The 15,909-nt window shown below is 33.8% G+C and carries 13 protein-coding genes; 10 read left to right on the top strand and 3 right to left on the bottom strand.

The genetic code is table 11. The features are described from left to right. Window positions 1–14: 14 nt before the first annotated feature. From DZ60_RS0107240 to DZ60_RS0107250, 3 genes are all read right to left on the bottom strand, one after another. Window positions 15–1,124, bottom strand: a complete 1,110-nt coding sequence (locus DZ60_RS0107240; RefSeq protein WP_025741425.1) for a DEAD/DEAH box helicase — start codon at window positions 1,122–1,124, stop codon at window positions 15–17. Window positions 1,125–1,242: 118 nt separating this feature from the next. Then, complete coding sequence (locus DZ60_RS0107245) at window positions 1,243–1,638, bottom strand: hypothetical protein (RefSeq protein ID WP_025741426.1); 396 nt, start codon at window positions 1,636–1,638, stop codon at window positions 1,243–1,245. A gap of 452 nt (window positions 1,639–2,090) precedes the next feature. Further along, entirely contained in the window at window positions 2,091–2,981 is an 891-nt protein-coding gene (locus tag DZ60_RS0107250) for a DUF72 domain-containing protein (protein ID WP_025741427.1), read from the bottom strand. Window positions 2,982–3,068: 87 nt separating this feature from the next. Between DZ60_RS0107250 and DZ60_RS0107255 the strand changes: the two genes are divergently transcribed. The 10 genes from DZ60_RS0107255 to DZ60_RS0107300 all read left to right on the top strand — a co-directional run bounded on the left by DZ60_RS0107255 (window position 3,069) and on the right by DZ60_RS0107300 (window position 15,895). Continuing rightward, window positions 3,069–3,806 (top strand): LolA-like protein, encoded by a 738-nt coding sequence (locus DZ60_RS0107255; protein ID WP_025741428.1) that lies wholly within the window; start codon window positions 3,069–3,071, stop codon window positions 3,804–3,806. 475 nt (window positions 3,807–4,281) lie between these two features. Then, window positions 4,282–7,350 (top strand): WD40/YVTN/BNR-like repeat-containing protein, encoded by a 3,069-nt coding sequence (locus DZ60_RS0107260; protein ID WP_034229031.1) that lies wholly within the window; start codon window positions 4,282–4,284, stop codon window positions 7,348–7,350. A gap of 160 nt (window positions 7,351–7,510) precedes the next feature. Further along, window positions 7,511–7,924, top strand: coding sequence for a hypothetical protein (locus tag DZ60_RS0107265; RefSeq protein ID WP_025741430.1), 414 nt, complete (start codon window positions 7,511–7,513; stop codon window positions 7,922–7,924). Window positions 7,925–8,280: 356 nt separating this feature from the next. Further along, window positions 8,281–9,168: a dienelactone hydrolase family protein gene (locus DZ60_RS0107270; RefSeq protein ID WP_025741431.1), complete on the top strand. Its 888-nt coding sequence runs from the start codon at window positions 8,281–8,283 to the stop codon at window positions 9,166–9,168. Window positions 9,169–9,504: 336 nt separating this feature from the next. Beyond that, the gene (udk, locus tag DZ60_RS0107275; protein WP_025741432.1) at window positions 9,505–10,113 is read left to right on the top strand and encodes a uridine kinase; all 609 of its coding nucleotides are present in this window, start codon (window positions 9,505–9,507) and stop codon (window positions 10,111–10,113) included. A gap of 81 nt (window positions 10,114–10,194) precedes the next feature. Further along, entirely contained in the window at window positions 10,195–10,509 is a 315-nt protein-coding gene (locus DZ60_RS0107280; RefSeq protein WP_034229052.1) for an FtsB family cell division protein, read from the top strand. Beyond that, window positions 10,502–11,866, top strand: a complete 1,365-nt coding sequence (locus DZ60_RS0107285) for a methylmalonyl-CoA mutase subunit beta (RefSeq protein WP_025741434.1) — start codon at window positions 10,502–10,504, stop codon at window positions 11,864–11,866. Before DZ60_RS0107280 ends, DZ60_RS0107285 begins: the two co-directional genes overlap by 8 nt. Window positions 11,867–11,955: 89 nt before the next feature. After that, window positions 11,956–12,582, top strand: coding sequence for a hypothetical protein (locus DZ60_RS0107290; protein WP_152537389.1), 627 nt, complete (start codon window positions 11,956–11,958; stop codon window positions 12,580–12,582). 232 nt (window positions 12,583–12,814) lie between these two features. Then, a complete protein-coding gene (gene scpA, locus DZ60_RS0107295) occupies window positions 12,815–14,947 on the top strand; it encodes a methylmalonyl-CoA mutase (protein WP_025741436.1) in 2,133 nt (710 codons plus the stop codon). Between the two features lie 66 nt (window positions 14,948–15,013). Further along, window positions 15,014–15,895, top strand: a complete 882-nt coding sequence (locus DZ60_RS0107300; RefSeq protein ID WP_025741437.1) for an SDR family oxidoreductase — start codon at window positions 15,014–15,016, stop codon at window positions 15,893–15,895. The last annotated feature ends 14 nt before the right edge of the window (window positions 15,896–15,909 follow it).

Here is a 15,909-nt window from a genome sequence, read left to right on the forward strand (position 1 = left end):
TAATATCCTACAAATTATCTAATTTGTTTGAAATTTATTCCTAACTGTTTCTCTATAGCTTTTAAAACTTGAACTTCTGATCTTGTTATAAGTGCAAGTGACAAACCTGTATTACCAGCTCTGGCCGTTCGCCCACTTCTATGCGTATAATATTCGACTTGATCGGGTAATTGATAATGTACCACAAAAGCCAAATTAGCCACATCAATTCCGCGAGCAGCAACATCAGTAGATACCAAAAGCTGTAACGTATCTTTTCTAAAAGCTCTCATTACTTTATCCCTATCCTTTTGGGTCATTTCTCCCTCTAATAAACCAACCTGATAGTTCTTTGCAATAAGCTGTTTACTTAGCGTTCGAGCTGCTACCTTAGTCCTAGTAAATATAATTCCCCTTGCTTTTTTTTGAGTTTTCAAAAAATACGTCAACGTGTCTAATTTATAGATTTCTTCTCCTACTACAAATTGATGATCAATCCCAGTATTCACAGCATCCCTTTTATCAACACTTACTTTAACGGCGTTTTTACTTAAATATGAATTTATAATATCATTTAGAGTTGAAGGAATCGTAGCAGAAAAAAGCCAAATATTTCTACGACCTTTTGTTTTTCCTAAAATGGTAGTAAGATCTTTCTTAAACCCCATACTTAGCATTTCATCAGCTTCATCCATGACCAAGGTATTTATTTTAGAAATATCTACGGACTCACGATTAATTAGATCAATTAATCTTCCGGGAGTTGCAACAACAATATGAGTTGGTCTTTTTAGTCTACCAATCTGTATATCTATTTTCTCTCCCCCGTAAACTGATTCGACGAATATTTTTTCAGTATACTTGGTATATTTAAAAAGTTGTTTCGCTATTTGTTGACACAATTCCCTAGTTGGGGCAAGAATTAATGCTTGTATTTGATTTTTTGATACATCAATTTGGGATAGTATTGGAACACCAAAAGCAGCTGTTTTTCCGGTTCCTGTCTGAGCTTTACCGATAAAATCAGTACCGTGACTCATAAGAATAGGTATTGATTGTTCTTGAATCTTTGTCGGATTCTTAATCCCTATCTCTAAAAGTCCTTTATTTAGATCCTTAGATACTCCTAATTCTAAAAATGTCATACATTATGGATTTGAATTGCAAAAGTAACTGAATATCTACTTTATCATTCAACTTAATCCAAAAATTACATAGATTTTTAGTTAATAAAGGAGTTAATAGAATTATTTGGTTGGTTATTTAGCAAGAGATTCTAATAAAATAAACAAAGAACTGCTTTTTTAATGTCAGCCCTTTTTTATGATAATGAGACTTGTTCATACAAAACCCTCCTGAGCAATTAAAATCAGCTCCTTCGTCAGAAGAAATGATATCTAACATTACAACATCGTGGTTATGGTCATGATTATGGGCAGCAGCATCACTATGATGCACATAATCCTCATTTAAATGTATTTCGTCGTTATCGTAAGAAAAGCCCTCCTTCACAAACAATTCGAATGTTTCGATATCTTCAGAAGCGGTAGTATAAAGTGCGAGATTGTTTACACTATCAAAACTAGTACTTTGAGAATTTACAAAATTAAAAATTAATAAAAACACTATTAAAACAAAGGATTTAGGGAACTTTTGCATGTATTTTTTTTTAAAAAATTATTAGTATTTATCTTTTTTAATCCAAATAAGGCACATTTTAGGTCTCAAACTTTCCTAAAACAACCTAACTTTCAAATTCATCGTCAAAATACACATTTAATCGACAAAAAGAATAAAAAAAACAAATTTTAACATAAAAAAACTCACTTAATCCGATATTAAAAAAATAAAGTAAGTAATAACCTACAAAAATATAACTATCAAAAAGAATAAACTACTATTATTACTATAAGCCAAAGTAAGAATAGTATCATTTAAGAATATTTATAACAAAAAAAGAAAAGAACCTATCGTTATAATCATAATACCAGACCAAAATCAATTTGTTACACATCAGTTTCTAAATAAACTCACTACATATGACTCTAAAAAAGAGGACTACTTGCGGCATCCTAATTCAGCTTCTATAAATAACTATATCCAAATAGGATTTAAAACAGCGTTGGACTATCTGTTATATGTGAAGGAACTTTTAATTGAGCCCCCAGCTCAGTATTCAGCTTATCAATAAAATACTTAGATAGTAGTGGAGACTCTACCTCTATATTTTGATGTACAAAAAAGTTAATATGACGAATCCCTTGATGCGTCCAAAGTACAAGTCTTTCTACCCAATCATCAAGTCTTGTGTAATCCGTTTCATGATTGGCACCTACATACCTTATAAATGCTTCATTATTGGTCAATCGCATATGTAACAAATCCCTTCTGCCGGCGGTATCGGTTATTATATTTGCTATGTTATTCTCCTCTAAAAGAGTATACAAATCCTTAGACACGTTAGCATCATTAAACCAATCCGTATGTCTAAACTCGATTGCCAAACGTAATTCTTTGGGCCATTTCTCAATAAACTTAATGACTCTATCAAAGTTTTTCGGACCAAAATTACCGTGCATCTGTAAAAATATGGTTCCTAATTTTTCTCTTAGATGCAACACATTAGACACATATTGATCTACATAAGGCTGCACATCATCATTCAACCTTTTTAGGTGAGATATATTTTGCACTAACTTAGGAAAAAACTTAAATCCTTCTGGGGTTTTATTATACCATTTCTCAAATTGCTCAGCAGGAAATATTCTATAAAATGTAGCATTAAGCTCAATACAATTAAATTGTTTTGAATAATACGCAAGTTCATCTTTTGTTCCTTTCGGATAAAAACCTTTGAGATCTTGTTTATTCCATTTAGCGCAGCCAACATATATGGATACCTTATCAGAATAGGTCTTTTTTAAAATCTCAGTAGTACCATCGTGATCCTTTGGTAGGTAAAAATTTACTTCATCAGGATGTTCTACTTTACCGAATTGCATAGTTAAAAGAATAATGTTGAATAAAAACTGTAACAAAAATAAGATTCGATTGACTAACTTTACAACAACATCTTAAAAAAAAAGAAAATGAATACTTTAAAATCACTAGTAATCGCAATTGTATTGGCTATCTCAACCTCTTTCCAAGCACAAACTGCGGATGAAATCATTACCAATTACTTCGAGAATACAGGAGGAAAAGAAAATTGGGAAAAACTAGGAGGTGTAACAATGAAAGGAATCATGAAAATGCAAGGGATGGAAATTCCTTTTGAGCAAACCATGATGAAAGACGGCCGTCAATCTACGACCATAGAGCTTCAAGGTAGTAAAATGATCTGGGCCGCATATGATGGTGAAATTTCTTGGTCTAGAAATCAAATGACCATGGAAGCCGAAAAAAGTGATAGTGAAACTACAGAAAACATGAAGAAGCAAATCAAAGATTGGCCTTCTCCATTTCTTAATTATAAAGAAAAAGGATATGCTGTAGAACTAATAGGAAAAGAAACAATAGACGGTACTGAAACTTTCAAAATAAAAGTTACTAAAGATCCTATAGTAGTGAATGGACAATCAGAGCCTAATATATCACACTACTACTTCGATACAGAGAATTTTGTTCCTATTATAATAGAAGAAGAGATAAAAAATGGACCGATGAAAGGAAAGACTTTCAAAATGTCTATTAGTGATTATCAAGAAGTAGGAGGTCTATACTTTCCTTTTGCTCAAAGTAGCGAGTTTCAAAGTATGGATTTCAAAGAATTTATTCTAAATCCAGAAGTAGAGAAAACAATATTTGATTTACCAGCTACGAAGTAAGTTTAACACACTTTATACAGAAGAACTTCATAATGAGACTCAAAACTTAAATACACACTAACATTTTCTTGTTTTCTGCATAGCATCACTAGGGTGACTATAAAAAATGTAGCGAAGCGTCAATGTTTTCGGTAGTTTTGGATTGTAATAGTTTTTCTTCTGCATACAGCAGATTTAAATTAAGTATCAGGCAACAAAGCCTATTTAAGTTTTTTAATATTGAAAAAAAACAGCTTTAAATAGGCTTTTTTACAAATAAAATCTATCGCATAGATTTAAATATTTGTTTTTCAGGTTCATTTTAGAAAAATAAAGTAAGAATCGCAACTACAACTAACTCTTCTAAAAAAAACAAAAAATACCATTAGATGAGATCAACACTATTTGTTTTTGTTATCAACTATCCCCTTTATTGATTCTATAAAATGATCCTAAATTTTATAATAGTCAATCATTTTTTTAATCACAAGTAATTATGAATTCAAGATTTATAATTGCATGCTTATTTGTTTTCTTAACTGCAAATATACATGCACAAGAAGTAGTCCTAAAAGGAAAAGAATTATTCGGTAACCTTAAAGCAAGACAAATTGGTCCAGCATTAATGAGTGGACGAATTATTGATCTAGAAAATCACCCAACCAATAATAGAATTATGTATACCGGTACAGCTGGTGGCGGTGTATGGAAATCAACTAACGGAGGAGCTAGTTTTAACTCAGTTTTTGATGATCATGCTCAGTCTATCGGTGTGGTAAAAATAGACCCTAATGACCCTGATAATACAGTTTGGGTAGGAACTGGTGAGATATGGACCAGGAATAGTGTTTCTGTTGGTGATGGTTTATACAAATCTACTGATGGAGGCGCCAATTGGAAAAAAATGGGGTTTGAAAAATCTGAGCGAATAAGTAGTATTGTTATCAACCCAAAAAACTCAAACGAAATGTATGTTGGCGTATTGGGTGCATTATGGAGTGACAGTACCGAAAGAGGAGTATACAAAACAACTGACGGAGGTACTACTTGGGAGAAAATCCTATATATTAACGAAAAAACGGGAGTCAGTGATATCATTATGGATCCACAAAACCCTACTATATTATATGCTGGGATGTGGGAGTTTAGAAGAACTGCTTGGGGATTTAATTCAGGCGGAGCAGAAAGTGCATTATATAAATCGACAGATTCTGGCAAAACATGGAATAAAATCCATAATGGTTTCCCAAAAGGTGACTTAGGAAGATTCGGAATTGCCATTGCTCCATCAAATCCTAAAATCCTCTATGCCATAATAGAAAGCAAAGAAAACAAAGGACTATACAGATCAGATGATGCAGGAGCTAATTGGACTTTATTAAACGATGATTTCGGACTCGTTGTTCGTCCTTTCTACTTCTCGAGAATAGTGGTTGATCCTAAAAACCCAGATATTATTGTCAAAGCAGGATTGTTTGGATCTATCTCAAGAGATGGTGGAAAAACTTTTAAAAACCTTGGTAATATGCATGGAGACATTCATGATATTACATTTGACATTAACGACTCAGACAGAATGTATGTAGGTACTGATGGCGGAATATACAGAAGTTGGGATGGTGGATCTACGATGGATATGGTTGACAATCTACCCATATCGCAATTCTATCATATTAGTGTCGACAACCAAGAACCTTATAACATTTATGGAGGATTACAAGATAATGGATCTTGGTGGGGACCATCTTCATCAACCGGTGGTATCGAAGCACGTGACTGGAAACGAGTTGGGTATGGTGATGGATTTAGAGTACTAAAACACCCTACAAAAAATATTATTTATTCAGAAATGCAGGGCGCACAAAATGTATGGAGATATGATGTTGATAAAAATTACACTAAAAATATAGAACCACTTCCTATAAAAGGAGAAGCTGATTTGAGATTTAATTGGAATGCTCCTATGGCAGTAAGTAATCATCAACCAGATAGATTCTATATGGGTAGCCAATTTTTACATGTAAGCGAAGACATGGGTACCAATTGGAAAAAAATCTCTCCAGACCTAACAACCAATGACCCTACAAAACAAGATAAAGAGTCCGGGGGTATTTCTACAGACAAATCTGGAGCAGAAACACATACAACTATATTCACTATTGCAGAATCTCCATTAGACGAGAACGTAATTTGGGTAGGAACTGACGACGGAAATGTACAAATCACCCAAGATGGAGGTGCTACTTGGACCAATACCATCAACAATATTCAAGGGCTTCCGAAAAACACATGGGTGTATCATATTGAGGCCAGCTCTCATAATAAAGGGACCGCATATGCCGTATTCGATGGGCATGCATCAGGGGACATGACCCCATATATCTATAAAACTTCAGATTTTGGTAAAACCTGGATATCCTTGGCTACTGACGACATTAAAGGGTTTGCTCGAAATGTTCAAGAAGACTATGAGAATAAAGACATTCTGTACCTCGGTACTGAATTTGGATTATTCATTACTGTAAACGGAGGTAAGAATTGGGCTCGCTTTACCAATAACATGCCAGCCGCTGCAGTACATTTTATAGATCTTCAGAAAAAAACAAATGATCTTGTTCTAGGAACTCATGGTCGAGGTATTATCATTATTGATGATATTTCTCCATTGCGACAAATCAATCAAGAAGTTTTACAAAAAGATGTTCATTTTTTTACCACGAAACCTGCAATTATCAAAGAAGAAAGCGGATTCGGCGGTGGCAGTACAGAACTACAGTTTGTTGGAGATAACCCAAGTGCTAATGCAAAAATAATATACTACCTAAAAAAGAGACATACATTTGGTAAAATGACTCTCTCTATTCAGGATGAAAAAGGTACTCTCATTACAGAATTAACACCAGGAAAATCAAAGGGAATCAACATTGTGGATTGGAACTTAAAGAAAAAAGGTCCAAAAATTGCCGCCGGAAAAACCTTTACTCGAGGAGGGTTTACAGCACCTAGAGTTTCTGAAGGAACATACAAAATTGTATTAACTAAAGGAAAGAATACTTACGAGAGTACAATTACCGTAAAAAATGACCCAAAATCTGTACTGTCTAATGAAGATAGAATAGCACAAATAAATACAGCAAAAGAATTATTTGATGATACAGAAGAGCTCGCATATTTGGTATTCAAAATAGATCAATATATTACCAAAGCAAAGGAGGTAACCAAAAAGAACCCTGACGCTCAAAAAATATGCACATCGGTAATAAATGAATTAACGACATTAAAAGAAACGCTGGTGGTAACCACAGGCGATAATTACGTTAATGAAGCAGAACCTCAATTACGTGAAAAGCTTTCTGATCTATATGCCGAACTAACTAATCAATTTGAAAAACCCTCGTCCTCTCAACTAGAGAACAAAGAAGTTTTAGAGACCAGACTAAACAAAGCTAAAGAAGCTTTTGGGGTCATACAAAAAAAACAAATTGCAAAATTGACTAGCTATCTTGAGAAAAAAGAAATCAACCCTATAGAAGTTCTGAGTAAAGAAGCATTTATCAATAAGTAATACTAAAAATCCTCTCTATTGAGTTTCTGAAACTCAATAGAGAGGATTTTTATGCAGTAAAAAAAGAAAAAAATAATTTGTTTATAACTAGTTCACAACTATAATCCTACAACTTATTTCGAAACTAGTAATTGATTATTTTTAGTAAACCTTCATTATTATGGAAAACAGGGAATCAAATTTACTTGCAATACGTCCTCAATTACTTAATGCAAGAGTTTCGGAAAACATGTCTAATGACGAACAGTTTCAAAACAAAACTATTCGTCCTATTATAAAACTTCAAGGAGACTTACTCATTGCTGTTTTTAAAAATTACATTAGAAAAAGGAAAAATACGTTTTATGAACTATCGCTAGAAAAACGGTTAAGCTTTATTGAAAATGCGATTCAAAAAGATATGAAACTTCGAAATAGTCTTAAAGGTATGATTATAGGTCAATTTACGGTAGATGAATATGACCTATACACCTATAATTCATCAGCACTAAACAAACGCATGATGAATATTGTAAAAGAACGAATTCAGGATAACGTGCAGCTTTTAGAACCATCACCTTTGGTTACTACCTGATTTTAGAGGTTCTAAAATTCTTACCTGATTCATAGTTCGTATTATGGACTACACAATACCTTATGCCGTAATAAAGTATCATTTTAGTCTGTGATTCAGAATAAAAGAAAGCAGTTGTCATTGGTATGACCTGCTTTTCTTTTTTGTAAAACCTTTTAGTACACCTATTAATAACCAAGAATAATGATTTTCATTATCTAAGTATCCTATAACACTTTTCTAGTTTACAAAACGAGCTAAAAAAACAAATATGTGGTTAATTAAAAAAGCTATCCTCCTTCTTTTTTTATCAAAATTTTAAAAATAAATCTTTTATTTTCAACTAAATTGTGGGACAACTCAACAAATTTAAGTCTATGAAAATCTTAAAAAAAGAAGACATCAATCAAGAAGTTTTTGACCTATACGATCAATACGCACATAACAACATAGAAAGACGGCAATTTATGGAAAAACTATCCCTTTATGCTGTAGGTGGTATTACTCTTCCGTCATTATTAGGGTTTATGATGCCTAATTACAAAGATACTATGTTGATTAATCCTGAGGATCCGAGGTTAGTATCAGAATATATCACTTATAATTCGTCAAAAGGAGGCGGCTCTATTCGCGGGCTCTTATCGCATCCTGTCGAAACCAAGGACAAGTTACCAGGTATTATAGTTGTGCACGAAAATCGAGGGCTGAATCCCTATATCGAGGATACAGCTCGTATAGCAGCCATAGAAGGTTTTATTACGCTGGCACCAGACGCACTAACACCCTTGGGTGGATATCCAGGTTCTGATGATGAAGGAAGAGCTCTACAAAAGCAAAGAGATCGTAACAAAATGCTTGAAGACTTTATAGCAGCTTACGAATATCTTAAGTCTCACAAAAAATGTAATGGCAAGGTAGGAGTCGTTGGATTCTGTTTCGGAGGATGGATATCTAATATGATGGCGGTACGAATTCCTTCACTAAATGCAGCAGTTCCTTTTTACGGAGGTCAGCCCTCAAAAGAAGAAACTGCAAAGATTAAAGCCTCTCTACTACTTCAATTTGCAGAATTAGACACCAGAGTTAATAAGGGATGGCCTGCTTATGAGGCTGCGCTAAAAGAAAACAACAAAGAATATAAAGCATACTTTTATAAAGAAGTAAATCATGGATTTCATAACAATTCTACTCCGCGATATGACAAAGATGCGGCTGATCTGGCTTGGCAACGTACATTAGATTTTTTCGTCAAAAAACTGAAATAACCACATGAATTCATTTTTCTTTTGATATAACCAAAGACAGACAAACAATAAACTTTGATTACCTATAAAGCGTAAAACCCGCTTTATGCAATAGAACTTCGTAATGAGACTCAAAACTACAATAAGCACTGGCATTTTCTTGTTTTCTGCATAGGACCGCTATGGTGACTAGATAAAACGTAAGTAAAGCGCCAGTGCTTGCAGTAGTTTTGGGTTGGAATAGATTTTCTACTGTATAAAGTGGGTCAAATGGGACAAATGTATAGTTATAGGTTTATTAGCGCACTTTAAGACAAAAACCAAAAACTATCTTTAAATTTGCGCAAAAAACAATCAATGCTAATTATTGGTATCGCCGGCGGAACAGGTTGTGGAAAAACAACAGTTGTAAATCACATTATAAATGAGCTTCCAGAAAATGAAGTATGTGTAATTTCTCAAGATTCTTACTACAAAGACACTAGTCACTTAAGCTATGAAGAAAGAACAAAAATAAACTTTGACCACCCTCAATCTATAGATTTTGAATTATTAGCCAATCACCTAGAAACTTTACGTAAAGGTGAAATTATAGCGCAGCCTGTATACTCTTTTGTAGAACATAATCGAACAAAGGAGACAATTCAAACATCGCCTTGCAAGGTAATGATTGTAGAAGGTATATTAATTCTGACTAATCCTCAGATTCGAGAAATGTTCGATATCAAAATTTATGTACATGCAGACAGTGATGAACGACTCATAAGAAGATTAAAAAGAGATATTGCAGAACGCGGTAGAGATATAGACGAAGTACTCGATAGATACCAAAACACTTTAAAACCTATGCATCAGCAATTTATAGACCCTACCAAAGAGTTTGCTGATTTAATTATCCCCAATAACAACTATAATAATGTAGCCGTTGATATTGTACGAACAATTATTAAGGAACGCTTGAATTAACTTTTGTACCTTTATAACCTATAACTATCAATAATATTGAAGCTTAAAAGTTACTTTCAGAAACTTAAAAATAAACCGGCATTGATACCGATATTCGCCATATTACTTAACAAATATGTGCTAATCGTTCTTCTTTTTGTCATATGGATGCTATTCCTAGACACGAACTCCTGGTTTATACATAGAGAATTAGACCAAGAAATAAAAGAACTTAAAGACAATAAAAAATACTATATAAAGGAAATCATAAAAGATCAAAAAGACATTAAAGTGTTAAAAGACAGTAGTGAATTAGAGAAATTTGCTAGAGAAGAGTATTTTATGAAAAGAGATGATGAAGAAATATATATTATAGAGTACGAAGATAGTATCCCAAAAAACAAACAAGATGACTAAATCCTTATTTGATAGTTTTGAGGAAGTTTCTGCTAAACAATGGAAACAAAAAATCCAATTCGACCTCAAAGGTGAGGATTATAATGAAACTCTAATTTTTAAGTCATTAGAAGGAATCGATATAAAACCCTTTTATCATCAGGAAGACCTGAAAAAGGTAAACATTACCGTTCCAAAACACACATCTTGGAAAAATTCATTAAAAATTGAAATCAATGATGGAGCACTAGGGAATAAAAAAATAGTAGAAGCTATTAAAAAAGGAGCAGAAAGCCTGTATCTTCTAATACGTAACAAAGAAGTAGCACCTTCTACCCTTTTTCAAAATATCCCAGAAGGGTTTACTATTTTTATAGAAACAACGTTCATATCCTTTTCGTACATAAAAACGCTTCTTGATACTGGCCAAAGCACCAAACTTAACATATATATTGCAACTGACATTATTGGTAATCTGGCCATTACCGGAAATTGGTTTACTTCACTTCAAGATGATTTTAACGAATTAAAAAAAATCTCTCATCTATCAAACAGTAAAAGTACAATAACAGTTAATCTTGGTGATTATCAAAATTCTGGAGCCAACATCATACAACAACTGGCTTATGGGATAGCTCATGCCAATGAGTACCTTAATTATTTTGATGGAACAACCAATCACCCTCTGAAAAGGAATCCTATATTATTCAAAGTATCCATAGGAGGTAATTATTTTTTCGAAATTGCTAAAATAAGAGCGCTAAGAACTTTATGGAGTACATTAGCGACAGAATATAATGTAAGCCCTGAATGTCATATAATTGCTCACCCATCTCATAGAAACAAAACCATTTTAGATTATAACGTAAACATGTTACGAACCACAACAGAATGTATGAGCGCTATACTTGGAGGAGCAAATACGGTATATAACCTGCCTTATGATGACATTTATAATCAAGAGAATGAATTTGGAACAAGAATATCTATCAATCAACTCCTAATACTTAAAAACGAAAGCTATTTTGATATTGTGAGTAATCCAGCATCTGGCTCGTACTACATAGAAAGTATTACCGAACAATTGGCAGAAAAGGCATTATCTTTATTTAAAGACATTGAAAAAAACGGTGGGTTTCTCAACCAATTAAAAGCCGGAAAAATTCAAAAGAAAATTAAAGAAAGTGCTTTAAAAGAACAAGAACTATTTGACAATCAAGAGATCATTCTTACAGGATCTAACAAGTATAAAACAACAAACGAAGTGATTCCCTCCTTTGAAAAGGTGGTTTTCCCTGAAAAAAAAGTAAGAAAAACACTTCTAGAACCCCTTATAAAACGGAGGTTAAGTGAAAAAATCGAGAAAAAAATACGATAAAGTGCTTGAATTGTCCGACTTATTGCTAATTTTGCTATAAATAAAAAAAATCAAAAGCCTATATACTAACATTACTAATATCTAAATCAATGCCCCTTAAGATTAGATCTAGAATCATATCATTGTTAATGCTGCTAGTTACGATGAGTTCATACAATCAGTCAGACAATCCCTGTCTTTCTGTTGATGAATCAGGCATTATTCAAAAGGCTTTTAATTCCTTCGAGAAAGATCTTTTTACCTATTATAATTTTGGTAACGATTCTATAAAGACATACCGAACATTTTTGGCAGAAGTGGCTAGTTTATCATTAGACCTCAGAAAACTGCCATCAGATGGCTCAATACAACTGGCAAGAGAGTTTAAAAAGATTGCTAGCAGTAAGCAATCGCTATGGATCAAACTAAGTGAATACGAAAAACCTGAGACCGCACAAAAATCAGCCACAACAACTAGTAAAAAAAACGAAGAAGAAATTCTTATCTTCAACTACAGAGGTGGTTTTATACAATGCTTAAAAAACTCTAGTGATAGTAGTGATTTTTCAGAAATAATTGCTTCTCTAGAAGAAGACGGAAATATTAGCACTTCATTAGTATCACAAAAAATTTACTACCTATTAGATAAGGATTTTAAAACTTTTCAAGTTAAAAATTTCATTGCATTCGATATTTACTACTCTATACTTATGGTAATCGAAAAAGCGTTCAAATAACTTATCTTACGATATTCCTAAAAAAAAGAATATTTAGACGCTAAAATTCTAATACAATTCATTAATAAAACCGTAATTTTGAGTTATTATTACTAACTAGTTTTATAAACTTCAAAATACGATGCCTCTGCGTTTTTGTATGTACTATTTGTAAATTCATACTTTTAGATAGCAAATTGTACTATAAAAAAACAAGCACATATTTCAAACTTAAAAAATACGTTTTTAAGTAATGAACAGAAAAAACATACAACATATACAATTACCTAATGAAATAGATAATAGTTCTATTGATACTGAATCAATACATACTACTTCAGAAGGAATTGATCTTAAATCCTGGTACAATTTAGATGATATAAATACTCTAGAACATTTAAATTTTTCTGCAGGTATCCCTCCATATTTACGTGGTCCCTATTCGACGATGTATGTTCGTAGACCATGGACTATACGGCAATATGCAGGATTTTCTACAGCAGAAGAAAGCAATGCTTTTTATCGCAGAAATCTTGCTGCTGGTCAAAAAGGGTTATCCGTAGCATTTGATTTGGCAACGCATCGCGGATATGATAGTGATCATGAACGTGTTTTTGGAGATGTAGGCATGGCCGGTGTTGCTATAGATACGGTTGAGGATATGAAAGTGCTATTTGATCAAATCCCTCTTGATAAAATGTCAGTGTCTATGACTATGAACGGTGCTGTTTTACCCATCATGGCATTCTATATTGTGGCTGCAGAAGAGCAAGGTGTAGATAAACGTATGCTTTCAGGAACTATCCAGAATGATATTCTAAAAGAGTTTATGGTACGTAATACCTATATCTACCCTCCTACACCTTCGATGCGAATAATAGGAGATATTTTTAAATATTGTTCAAAGGAAATGCCTAAATTTAATCCTATCAGTATATCTGGATACCATATGCAAGAAGCTGGCGCTACATGTGATATAGAACTAGCATATACACTTGCAGATGGCATAGAATATGTAAAAAAAGGAATTGAAACTGGCATGGATATAGATGACTTTGCGCCACGTCTTTCTTTCTTTTGGGCCATCGGAATGAATCATTTTATGGAAATCGCCAAAATGCGAGCAGCAAGAATGTTATGGGCCAAACTAATTAAACAATTCAACCCTAAAAACCCTAAATCTCTTATGCTGAGAACTCACTGTCAAACCAGTGGATGGAGTCTTACAGCACAGGATCCTTTTAATAATGTAGCTCGTACTTGTATAGAAGCAAGTGCTGCCGCATTCGGAGGCACACAAAGCCTGCACACCAATGCTCTTGATGAAGCAATTGCATTACCCACAGATTTTTCGGCAAGAATTGCTAGAAATACGCAAATCTATTTACAAGAAGAAACAGAGATTAATCGCACAGTAGACCCTTGGGCCGGAAGTTATTATATTGAGTCCTTAACAAATGAAATTGCAGAAAAGGCGTGGAAACTTATTGAAGAAGTTGCAGATCTCGGTGGTATGACCAAAGCAATCGAAGCAGGAATTCCTAAAATGAGAATTGAAGAAGCCGCTGCACGCAAACAAGCACGAATTGATAGTAAACAAGATGTGATTGTAGGAGTAAATAAATTCAAGTTAGAAAAGGAAGAAGCAATAAGTACATTAAAAGTAGATAATAATGCTGTTAGATCACAGCAAATAGAAGGACTAAAAAAAGTAAAAGCACAGCGAAATAACGAAGTGGTACAAAAAGCATTAAACAATTTAACAAATGCAGCCACAAATGAAGATCAAAATTTACTAGCTTTAGCAATAGAAGCTGCAAGACAACGAGCAACATTAGGAGAAATTAGTGATGCCCTAGAAAAAGTCTTTGGAAGATATAAAGCAGACATAAAATCATTTACAGGAGTGTATGCCAAAGAAATAAAAAACGATGAAGCTTTTAATAAGGCCCGAGAATTAGCGAATCAATTTGCCGAATTAGAAGGTAGAAGACCTCGGATTATGATTGCCAAAATGGGACAAGACGGTCATGATCGTGGGGCAAAAGTAGTTGCAACAAGTTATGCAGACATTGGTTTTGATGTAGATATTGGTCCTCTATTTCAAACTCCAGAAGAAGCTGCCAAACAAGCAGTAGAAAACGATGTACATATCGTAGGAATATCATCACTTGCCGGCGGTCATAAAACCTTAGTACCACAAATTGTTGCTACACTCAAGAAATATCAAAGAGAAGATATTATGATTATTGTTGGGGGTGTAATTCCTCCTGATGATTATGAATATTTGTACAATGCAGGAGCTGTAGCAATTTTCGGACCTGGAACAAAAATTAGTGATGCCGCAATCACAATATTAGAAATTTTGATTTCTACATTTGAGTAAAATGAAATAGTATGCATGAATACCATTTAAAAATAAGATAGTATCTTAGCTAACACACAAAAGCATATGAACTATAAAGATAAAATGCTCCGAGACGGAGCACTAAAAGGAAAAAATATTGTTGTCACAGGTGGCGGAAGTGGATTAGGAAAATCAATGTCCAGGTACTTTTTAGAACTTGGTGCAAAGGTTGCCATTACTTCTCGTAATATTGAAAAGCTCAAAGGCACAGCAAAAGAACTCGAAGCAGAAACAGGAGGCACCTGTCTTCCTGTGCAATGCGACGTTAGAGAATACGATCAGGTAGAAAGTATGAGGGATCAAGTGCTAGAAGCTTTTGGTTCTGTAGATGTTTTACTTAATAATGCTGCCGGAAATTTTATTTCACCCACCGAACGTTTATCGCATCGTGCTTTTGATATTATTATAGACATTGTACTTAAAGGTACAAAGAACTGCACCTTAGCATTTGGCAAACACTGGATCAATACAAAATACACGAATACAGTTGTCCTAAATATTGTTACTACCTATGCTTGGACAGGATCAGCATATGTTGTTCCTAGTGCCACTGCAAAAGCTGGTGTCTTAGCAATGACAAGATCTCTGGGAGTAGAATGGGCAAAATACGGAATGCGTTTTAATGCCATTGCACCAGGGCCATTCCCAACAAAAGGAGCATGGGATCGCTTATTACCCGGAGAACTAAAAGATAAAATCGATATGGCAAAGCAAGTACCGTTGGCTCGTGTAGGAGACCATCAAGAACTTGCGAACTTAGCCGCATATCTTGTGTCTGATTTTTCAGCATATGTAAATGGAGAAGTCGTTACTTTAGATGGAGGAGAATGGTTAAAAGGTGCCGGTCAATTTAACCTACTAGAGCAAATACCTGAAGAAATGTGGGACCAACTAGAAGCAATGATAAGAGCCAAAAAAAATAAATAACTTTTTATATACAA

Origin of the sequence: Aquimarina pacifica (assembly GCF_000520955.1) — a bacterium.
In the GTDB taxonomy this organism is placed as follows: domain Bacteria; phylum Bacteroidota; class Bacteroidia; order Flavobacteriales; family Flavobacteriaceae; genus Aquimarina; species Aquimarina pacifica.

Excerpts from the sequence above, each read along its gene's own strand:
- DZ60_RS0107240 (WP_025741425.1), bottom strand. The coding sequence starts at position 1,124 with ATGACATTTTTAGAATTAGGAGTATCTAAGGATCTAAATAAAGGACTT.
- DZ60_RS0107245 (WP_025741426.1), bottom strand. The coding sequence starts at position 1,638 with ATGCAAAAGTTCCCTAAATCCTTTGTTTTAATAGTGTTTTTATTAATT.
- DZ60_RS0107250 (WP_025741427.1), bottom strand. The coding sequence starts at position 2,981 with ATGCAATTCGGTAAAGTAGAACATCCTGATGAAGTAAATTTTTACCTA.
- DZ60_RS0107255 (WP_025741428.1), top strand. The coding sequence starts at position 3,069 with ATGAATACTTTAAAATCACTAGTAATCGCAATTGTATTGGCTATCTCA.
- DZ60_RS0107260 (WP_034229031.1), top strand. The coding sequence starts at position 4,282 with ATGAATTCAAGATTTATAATTGCATGCTTATTTGTTTTCTTAACTGCA.
- DZ60_RS0107265 (WP_025741430.1), top strand. The coding sequence starts at position 7,511 with ATGGAAAACAGGGAATCAAATTTACTTGCAATACGTCCTCAATTACTT.
- DZ60_RS0107270 (WP_025741431.1), top strand. The coding sequence starts at position 8,281 with ATGAAAATCTTAAAAAAAGAAGACATCAATCAAGAAGTTTTTGACCTA.
- udk (WP_025741432.1), top strand. The coding sequence starts at position 9,505 with ATGCTAATTATTGGTATCGCCGGCGGAACAGGTTGTGGAAAAACAACA.
- DZ60_RS0107285 (WP_025741434.1), top strand. The coding sequence starts at position 10,502 with ATGACTAAATCCTTATTTGATAGTTTTGAGGAAGTTTCTGCTAAACAA.
- DZ60_RS0107290 (WP_152537389.1), top strand. The coding sequence starts at position 11,956 with ATGCCCCTTAAGATTAGATCTAGAATCATATCATTGTTAATGCTGCTA.
- scpA (WP_025741436.1), top strand. The coding sequence starts at position 12,815 with ATGAACAGAAAAAACATACAACATATACAATTACCTAATGAAATAGAT.
- DZ60_RS0107300 (WP_025741437.1), top strand. The coding sequence starts at position 15,014 with ATGAACTATAAAGATAAAATGCTCCGAGACGGAGCACTAAAAGGAAAA.